Origin of the sequence: Dyella sp. (assembly GCF_036568765.1) — a bacterium.
GTDB lineage: Bacteria > Pseudomonadota > Gammaproteobacteria > Xanthomonadales > Rhodanobacteraceae > GSA-30.
In genome coordinates this window covers 44,776-52,334 of record NZ_DATCRY010000134.1, presented here as the reverse complement: position 1 = coordinate 52,334, position 7,559 = coordinate 44,776, and the positions used below count along the sequence as shown (strand labels likewise).

The window sequence follows — 7,559 nt, the reverse complement described above, 5'->3', positions numbered from 1 at the left end:
CCGCCTGTATGCCAGGGGCGGCAACGCGGCGATCTACTACGGTCTGGGCGTTACCGAGCATGCCCAAGGTTCGACTGCGGTGATGGGTATTGCCAACCTCGCCATGGCCACCGGCAACATCGGTCGCGAGGGCGTGGGCGTCAATCCGCTGCGCGGCCAGAACAATGTGCAGGGCTCCTGCGACATGGGATCGTTCCCGCACGAGTTCCCGGGTTATCGCCATGTCGGCGACAAAGCGGTACGCGAGTCGTTCGAGCAGGCCTGGGGTGTATCGCTGTACGATCAGCCCGGCCTGCGTATCCCGAACATGTTCGAGGCTGCGCTGGATGGAAGTTTCAAGGGCCTGTACATCGAAGGCGAGGACATCGCGCAATCCGACCCGGATACGCAGCACGTCACCGCCGCGCTGACGGCGATGGAATGCATCGTGGTACAGGATCTGTTTCTCAACGAAACGGCCAAGTTCGCGCACGTCTTCCTTCCTGGTAGCTCGTTCCTGGAAAAGGACGGCACTTTCACCAATGCCGAACGCCGCATCTCGCGGGTACGCAAGGTGATGGAGCCCACTGGCGGCCTGGCGGATTGGGAAATCACCCAGCGTCTGGCCCAGGCCATGGGCTATCCGATGAACTACGCGCATCCGTCCGAAATCATGGATGAAATCGCCGCGCTGACGCCCACCTTCCATGGCGTGAGCTTCAAGAAGATCGACGAAATGGGTTCGATCCAATGGCCGTGCAACGAAGAGCACCCGCTGGGTACTCCGGTCATGCACGTCGAAGAGTTCGTTCGCGGCAAGGGGCGCTTCATGCTGACCGAATACGTGCCGACCAGCGAGAAAGTCAGTGTCGAGCATCCGCTGATTCTTACCACGGGCCGTATCCTCAGCCAGTACAACGTTGGCGCGCAAACCCGTCGTACCGCCAATGTGATGTGGCATGACGAGGACCGCCTGGAAATTCATCCGCACGACGCCGAAGAACGTGGCATCGGCGAAGGCGACTGGGTGGGCATCCAGAGTCGCTCGGGCGAAACCGTGCTGCGCGCCATGATTTCCGAGCGCATGCAGCCGGGCGTGGTCTACACCACATTCCACTTCCCCGGCTCCGGCGCGAATGTCATCACTACGGAAAACTCCGACTGGGCGACGAACTGCCCCGAGTACAAGGTGACCGCAGTACAGGTGACGCGCGTGACGCAACCGTCCGAATGGCAGAAGCGCTACTACGCTTTCTCCGAGGCGCAGCAGGCTCTGCTCGATCGTTCGATGGATACCGCTTGACCGAGCTCGACGCCGCCACCGAAGGTTACGTGACCCGCAGCGTCGAACGGTGGCGCGACGGCCGGGTCAGCCGCGAGGACGACGAAGTCGCCGAAGAGGTACCGATTGCGATGGTCTACAACGGCGATACTTTCGCCGTGATGATGGCTTCGCCGCACGATCTGGAGGATTTCGCGCTGGGTTTCTCGCTGAGCGAACGCTTGATCGACAACCCGGCACAATTGCTGGCTATCGAACCACGCTCGCTGCTCGAAGGCATCGAGCTTTGCATGCAGGTCTCGGTCGAAACGCCGGCGGCGCGCATCGGTGCGGAACGCCAGCGCTTGCTGCCAGGGCGAAGCGGTTGCGGTATTTGCGGAACGCGCGACCTGGAACAGGCCGTACGGCACAACGACCCCGTCGGTACCGGCAAGACCGTCGCGCGCGAAGCATTGGAGCGCGCGCTTGCGCAATTGCAATCGCGACAGCCGATCAATGCCGTGACCGGCGCTGTGCACGCGGCAGCCTGGACCGACGCGCATGGCGATATCCACCTCGTGCGCGAGGATGTGGGCCGCCATAACGCGCTCGACAAATTGCTGGGTGCATTACGCAAGGCTGACCTGGACCCTGCCTCTGGCATGGTGATCGTGACCAGCCGGGCCAGCTATGAAATGGTGACCAAGGCCGCCAGTGCGGGCGTAACTTTGCTTGCCGCGATTTCCGCGCCGACGGCGTTGGCGATCGAACTGGCACGCAGCGCGGGCCTGACCCTGATTGGCTTCGCCCGCCGCGGAAGCCACAATATTTATACCCACCCCCACCGCATCGGGTCCGTCGAACGGCCGGAGTCACCATGAGAATCGAACGCCTCATCGCCATGGCCAACGACATTGCCAATTACTTCACCGTCGAACCGGATCACGCAACCGCGGTGAACGGCGTGCGCGATCATCTGACGCGGTTTTGGGATCCGGCGATGCGGCGGGAATTGAAAGCCTATGTGACCGATGGCGGCGAAGGGTTGCTGCCGTTGGCGCACGAGGCTGTGGATGCGTTGGTCTTGCCGCCGAACTGAAGGTTGGGCTTCGCAGGGTTCCCCCTCATCCCGACCCTCTCTTCCGGCAAAGCCGGAGGAGAAGGAGTTCAATCCCTTCGAAAAATCGGTTTATTGCCTGCTCACGAACCCAGACTCTGCAATGCGCGCGTCAAAGTAAATGCCGCGTTGACCAGAGCCACATGCGTAAATGCCTGCGGAAAATTGCCGAGATGCCGCCGGCTGCGCGGATCGTACTCTTCGGCGAACAGGCCCACATCGTTACCCAACGCGATCAAACGCTCGAACAGCGCGCGTGCTTTGTCCAGCTCGCCCAGCGCCACATAGTTGTCGACCAGCCAGAAACTGCAGGCCAAAAACGCCCCCTCGCCCGGCGGCAAGCCATCGACACCGCTTTGGGTTTCGTAGCGCAGCACCAGACCGTCGACGAGCAGGCGTTTCTCGATCTGCGCAACGGTATTGCGAATTCTCTCATCGTCCGGCGGCAGGAAACCGACGCCAGCGATCAGCAGCAAGCTCGCATCCATTTCCGGCGAGCCGTAGGACTGTGTGAAGCAATTGCAGCGCGGATCGACGCCATGCGTGCAAACACTCGCATGAATACGATCGGCGATCGCCCGGTAGCGCTGCCGTTTGGCCGGATCGGTCGTGTGATCGCTACTGGCCGCTCGATCGAACGCCACCCAGGCCATCACCTTTGAATGCACGAAATGACGCGGCTCCGCACGTGTTTCCCAGATACCTTGATCCGGCTGATCCCAGATCGTTTCCAGATGCCCGAGCAATGCATCGCGCACTGCCAGTCCATGCTCGATCACAGGCAGCCCGCGCTTGATGGCCGCAGCCATCGCATGCGACAGCTCGCCGAAGATATCCAACTGCAGCTGTTTGGCGGCAGCATTGCCCACGCGCACCGGGCAAGAGCCCTCGTATCCGGAAAGCCAGGGTATCGTCCATTCGTCCAGGCGCCGCTCGCCACGGACGCTGTACATGATCTGGATCTGGTCCGGACTGCCGGCAACGGCACGAATCAGCCAGTCGCGCCAAGCCAATGCCTCCTCGACATAACCGGCATTGAGGAGCGCCAGCAGGGTCAAGGTTGCGTCGCGCAACCAACAGTAACGGTAATCCCAGTTACGCTCGCTGCCGATGTACTCGGGCAACGATGTGGTCGGTGCGGCAACGATGCCGCCGGTAGGCAGAAAGCTCAAACCCTTGAGCACCATCAGCGAGCGCTTGATCAGGTCATCCCAAGGACCGCCGCCCATGCAACGGTCAGACCATTTGTGCCAGAACTTCAACGTTCTGCGCAACGCCTTGTCCACATCCAATGGCCTGGGCAACGGATGGTAGGAGGGACGGTGACTGAGCACGAACGCCACCGATCGGCCTTCGGCCACGATGAAGTCAGCTACCGAATGTGCGTTTTCACCACGCACATCCACTGGGCACCGCAAGATCAGTTGGTCGGCACCGGCCACCAACCGGTGAGTTTGCTCATCGAGCTTGCTTACCCAGGGTACGGTCGAGCCATAGTCGAACCGGACGACCAGCTTCATACGCATGGCCACGCTGCCGCTGATGCCTCGGACGACACGCACGATATGACTGTGCTGGGCATCGATCGGCATGAAATCGACCAGCTCGACCTGCCCTTCCGGTGTCTTGAACAAGGTGTGCAGTACCAGGCTGCCATCATCGTATCGGCGATGCACATCGACACTGTCGCCAGCCGGCGCGATGCGCCAGCAGCCGTTGTCTTCGTCGCCAAGCAGCGCCGTGAAACACGAGCCCGAATCGAAATGCGGCAGGCACAACCAATCGATCGACCCGTCGATACCCACCAGCGCCGCCGTCTTGCAGTCGCCGATCATCGCGTAGTCTTCGATACGGTTGGTCATGGCTCGATCGCCTGCTCAGCCAATCTTGCGCCAGACGCGGCCATCGCGCTTGAGCATGGCATCCGAGCATGCCGGACCGTCGCTACCGGCCGTGTAATCGGGAAAACCCGAGGGCTGACGCGTAGCCCACAGATCCAATGCCGGCTGCACCACCCGCCATGCCAACTCCACCTGGTCCGCGCGCTGATAGAGAGTCGCATCGCCGATCAGCGCATCGAAGATCAGTGTCTCATAGCCATTGGCAGGTTCCTGGTTGAACCACTCGGCGTAGGTAAAATCCATCTCGACGGTGTCGATCTCCATACGTGTCCCCGGGCGCTTGGCGTTGAAGCTGAGCCGGATGCCCTCGTCGGGTTGGATCTGGATAATCAACCAGTTCGCGCCGAGCCGGTCTACCGGCGCATCCTGGAACAGTGCATACGGCGCCTCCTTGAAGCGCAGCGCGATCTCAGTCCAGCGCTTGGTCAAGCGCTTGCCGGTGCGCACATAGAACGGCACGCCGGCCCAACGCCAGTTATCGATCTCCAACCGCATGGCGACGTAGGTTTCCGTACTGGAATCCGGCGCGACATGCGGCTCTTCGCGATACCCGGGGACCGCTTTGTCGCCCAGGTGCCCGGCGCCGTACTGGCCGCGGCAGACATGCTCGCCCTTGACCGGCAACATGGCAGCGAAGACATCTGCCTTCTTGTTGCGTACATCGTCGGCGGCAAACGAAACCGGTGGCTCCATCGCCACCATGGCGATCAACTGGAAGACGTGGTTCGGCACCATATCGCGTAAAGCGCCGGTTACCTCGTAAAAGCTGCCTCGCTGCTCCACACCGACGGTCTCGGCCACGGTCACTTGCACGTGATCGATACGGTCGCGATTCCACATGTGTTCGAACATGCCATTGGCAAAGCGGAATGCCATGATGTTCTGCACGGTTTCCTTGCCTAGGAAATGATCCATGCGAAACACCTGGGACTCGTCGAGCGACTTGAGGATATGTTCGTTCAACGCCTTGGCAGAGGCCAGGTCATGACCGAACGGCTTCTCCACAATGACTCGGCGCCAACGCTCTGCCACCTGCTTCGTCAATCCGGCCGCGGCCAGTTCGTCGATCACCGGGCCGAAAAAGCGATCGCCAACGGCCAGGTAGAACAACACATGACCTTCGAGGCCATGCTTCTTGTCCAAGCTGTCGAGTAGTTCACCCAATTGCTTATAGGTATCCGATCGCGTGATATCGCCTTGCATATAGGCCGCGTTCGCGGTCAGGCGATCCCAGGCCTTATCGTCGATACGCTCCTGCCCTGCAGCTTGCATGGCGGAGGCGAGAAATTCCTTCAGCCCCTGGACCCAACCCCCTGCATCGCCGTCGGTACGGTCCATGCCCACCAGCACGAAGTGTTCGGAAAGCTTGCCTGCCCGGCACAAATGGTAGAGCGCGGGTACGACAAGTCGTTTAGTCAGATCGCCATGAGCGCCGAAGATCACCATGGCGGCGGAAGGCATTACCTTACGCGGGGCGGTGGCATCTGCAGAATTGCTGTGTATCTTACGCATAGGTTGCCCTAGCTACATCCAAATGTGGACTATGCAGAATTAAGAACTACAAAACGTGAACGCAAAATTCAGCGAATTTCAGGTTGTGGCCCGAACAGGCAATCAGCTACCGTGAAGGCTACTCAGCATGAAAGTTTCATGGCTTATCGATTTTTTTTAGAAAATCATCATTGCCTACTCGCTCTCCAAAGCGGTGCTCATTGAACTCTACCTTCAAAAAGTTAAATTTGATTTTTTTATCATTACCGAGGAAATGGATATTGCATAGAATGCATCCATCCCCGGGAAGAAACTCTATCCAATCAATGAAACTCGAAGAAAAAATCGAATATCCATCATAAGTTATGTCTCTAGCACCAATAAATAGCAGCTCAACTCCTCTATCATAAAGTTGATTGATTATCCTTAAAGTCAAATCACCCCACGGACCATCAAAAGTATTTACCTTTTCATACTTTGAAAAGTTCAAACCAACTATCATGCCATCATAAAACATCTCACCATAATCTTTCGGTCCTGACATATCCAAATAACGCAACAACCCCTCGGGAGAGAAGGTTCGCGCGAATTCAACGCTATTCCTGAAACGCAATCTAACGTCATCGCTCACGAGACATACCTCACGGACAAATGTATTGCGCAGTATCTTCGGCCTCGGCTTGCCCATCTGAGCAAGGTTTCGAAGTAGCCATAAGGCTGAAGATAATCCCAGCATCAGACACGGGGCCTATGACCTTACCGAGCCCACGTAAATACTCTAACGAGCCAGTTTCCCCCATTCCCGCCTCGATTAAAGTCGTCAAGCTTCTGCCTTTTATGTTTACAGTACCTTTTTCGGGAAGCCATCCTCTTGCCCTAGCCTGTTTAGCAACATTACCGCGGATAGCGTTATTTACCGATGCTGGCAAGTCCGGAACGGTCGTGTGACCATGCTTATTAATCCATTCCCCCGCAGGCCCAACCACCCCAACCTCAAACACATCCAGATCACCTCCCATACGAATTGCTTTGGCTAACGCAGCATTATCCTTATAGACATGTATTTCAAACAAGTCGCTTCCCGTCACAGCATCTACTCTACCAACGTAACCGGAGCCAAGGGGAACCTCGCTAGTTCCCCAGGACTGCTTTGTTTGATCAGACAAGCAAAAAAGAGCACAACGGAACCCTCCGGATCTTTGCCAAAACGTCGGGTTATCAGCATTATCCACACCAATCATTTTTCCATCAGGATCAACATATCTCACCGGGTTGTTATTTGCATACGAAAATCTATTGAACAGAAACGCATTACCCGCTTGAATACCAGCAGGATCACGACTTAGAAAAATACCAACATCTGACTCATAATATCTCGCCTGCATATATAAAAGGCCGCTATCCACATCATTAACATGCCCTGTAAAGCCAGGGCCATCGGCAGAATTTCCAAGTACTAGAGTTCCATCTGGGCGATATTCGAAAGAAGCAAGAATATTTCCATTAGTATCTGCCTCCATCAATGGAGTTCCATGATTATCCGTATAGACATATGTGACCTTACCAGCACTCGCACTTTCCATATAAAACAAAGCACGCGCCGCAAGCATGGCTATTAACAGCCAGCGCAACGTAGTAAGCATGCCAATAAAACGCCCACGGAGGAAGCGCCACTCCCCTTCCGCCAGGTTAATAGCGCCAATGCGATGATCATTAGTCTTCATCCTTCCTTCCCCCTGTAACACTCCATAAGATTTGGAGTAGCCGCTTCAACACTATAGATAAAAAAAGCCGGCACAAGGCCGGCTTT

7 protein-coding genes are annotated in these 7,559 nt (G+C 57.1%); 3 read left to right on the top strand and 4 right to left on the bottom strand.

Annotated elements, in window-relative coordinates; translation table 11 throughout:
• From VIM98_RS09935 to VIM98_RS09925, 3 genes are all read left to right on the top strand, one after another.
• The coding region (locus VIM98_RS09935; RefSeq protein WP_331992943.1) for a molybdopterin oxidoreductase family protein at positions 1 to 1,282 on the top strand (1,282 nt) is incomplete at its 5' end.
• Entirely contained in the window at positions 1,279 to 2,121 is an 843-nt protein-coding gene (gene fdhD, locus VIM98_RS09930) for a formate dehydrogenase accessory sulfurtransferase FdhD (RefSeq protein WP_331992942.1), read from the top strand. The genes VIM98_RS09935 and fdhD, both read left to right, overlap by 4 nt.
• Positions 2,118 to 2,339: a formate dehydrogenase subunit delta gene (locus VIM98_RS09925; protein ID WP_331992941.1), complete on the top strand. Its 222-nt coding sequence runs from the start codon at positions 2,118 to 2,120 to the stop codon at positions 2,337 to 2,339. The genes fdhD and VIM98_RS09925 overlap by 4 nt, the downstream gene beginning before the upstream one ends.
• Before the next feature lie 101 nt (positions 2,340 to 2,440).
• On the opposite strand, the gene VIM98_RS09920 is transcribed toward VIM98_RS09925, so the two are convergent.
• The 4 genes from VIM98_RS09920 to VIM98_RS09905 all read right to left on the bottom strand — a co-directional run bounded on the left by VIM98_RS09920 (position 2,441) and on the right by VIM98_RS09905 (position 7,473).
• Complete coding sequence (locus VIM98_RS09920; protein WP_331992940.1) at positions 2,441 to 4,219, bottom strand: glycoside hydrolase family 15 protein; 1,779 nt, start codon at positions 4,217 to 4,219, stop codon at positions 2,441 to 2,443.
• Between the two features lie 15 nt (positions 4,220 to 4,234).
• Positions 4,235 to 5,719 (bottom strand): glucose-6-phosphate dehydrogenase, encoded by a 1,485-nt coding sequence (gene zwf / locus VIM98_RS09915; RefSeq protein ID WP_331992939.1) that lies wholly within the window; start codon positions 5,717 to 5,719, stop codon positions 4,235 to 4,237.
• Between the two features lie 187 nt (positions 5,720 to 5,906).
• Positions 5,907 to 6,380 carry a hypothetical protein gene (locus VIM98_RS09910; RefSeq protein ID WP_331992938.1) on the bottom strand — a complete coding sequence of 158 codons (474 nt, stop codon included), beginning with the start codon at positions 6,378 to 6,380 and terminating at the stop codon, positions 5,907 to 5,909.
• A gap of 10 nt (positions 6,381 to 6,390) precedes the next feature.
• A complete protein-coding gene (locus VIM98_RS09905; RefSeq protein ID WP_331992937.1) occupies positions 6,391 to 7,473 on the bottom strand; it encodes an RHS repeat-associated core domain-containing protein in 1,083 nt (360 codons plus the stop codon).
• Positions 7,474 to 7,559: the final 86 nt, after the last annotated feature.